The sequence below is a fragment of the Kitasatospora sp. NPDC048540 genome (assembly GCF_040651175.1).
In the GTDB taxonomy this organism is placed as follows: Bacteria; Actinomycetota; Actinomycetes; order Streptomycetales; family Streptomycetaceae; genus Kitasatospora.
In genome coordinates this window covers 1-1,093 of record NZ_JBEZIR010000284.1, presented here as the reverse complement: position 1 = coordinate 1,093, position 1,093 = coordinate 1, and the positions used below count along the sequence as shown (strand labels likewise).

Annotated in this window: 1 protein-coding gene; it reads left to right on the top strand. The window is 67.2% G+C overall.

Translation table 11 applies throughout. The annotated features are described in order from the left end of the window. The first annotated feature begins 156 nt into the window (after positions 1-156). Positions 157-849: an IS5 family transposase gene (locus AB0D08_RS40870; protein WP_359895447.1), complete on the top strand. Its 693-nt coding sequence runs from the start codon at positions 157-159 to the stop codon at positions 847-849. Positions 850-1,093 lie beyond the last annotated feature (244 nt).

Here is a 1,093-nt window from a genome sequence, read left to right as displayed (position 1 = left end):
CCGCTACGAACGCAAAGCCGACCACTTCGCAGCCTTCGCCACCATCGCCGCGGCACTCATCTGCCATCGCCGGCTGGCCAAATGAGATGGCTTCTAAGGCGTTCGCTGAGCGCACCGTGAGCGGTCCTGGGGGTAGTTATCCGTCGGACCTGACGGATGAGCAGTGGGCCTTGGTCGAGCCGTTGCTGCCGGCAGCGCGGTGGGTCCGAAGGTGGCCGGTGGGAGAAGCACCCGCAGCGGCGGATCGTGAACGCGATCTTCTACGTGGTGCCGACCGGGTGCGCTTGGCGGCAGCTGCCGAAGGGCTTCGCTCCATGGCCGACGGTGTACTGGTACTTCACCTGGTGGCACGACGACAGCACCGTCGAGCGCATCCACGACGCCCTGCGCTGCAAGGTCCGTGAAGCCGATGGCCGCGACACGGAGCCGAGTGCGGGCCTGATCGACTCGCAGTCCGTCCGCACCGCCGACACCGTCCCCGCCGACACCAGGGGATTCGACGCGGGCAAGAAGGTGAAGGGCTGCAAGAGGTTCAGCGTCACCGATACCCTCGGCCTGCTCCTGGCCGTCCATGTCGTCGCGGCGAGCATGCAGGACCGCGACGGCGCGAAGCGGCCCCTGCTCTGGACCAGGCTCGACCACCCCGGCGTCAAGAAGATCTGGGCCGACCAGGGCTTCGCCGGTCGCCTGGTCGAGTGGGCCGCACAGATCCTCGGCCGCGACCTGGAGATCGTCCGAAAAGACCCTGGCCAGCGCGGCTTCCAGGTCCAGCCCAAACGGTGGACGGTAGATCCTCACGTGTCGTACAAGCCGTCCTGCGGCGCGCTGAACCCGAGCCGATTCGGATAGAACTCGGCACAGTTGTCCTGTTCCTCCCACCCTGGATACTCCCCGTGGCACGACGGCACTATCTCGACCGCTCCGGCCTCGGTGAACACCGTCCCGAAGGGGACACCGTTGCGGCTGTTCCCGCTGCCGTCACCGTCGGCGTCGTGCTACTCACTGAGCGTTTTCAGGGTGGGCACCGATCGGGTGATGGCCTGGCGGTCGGGGTGAGGGCAGAACGAACGAGGCTCCCGGGCGGTTGAGCGAG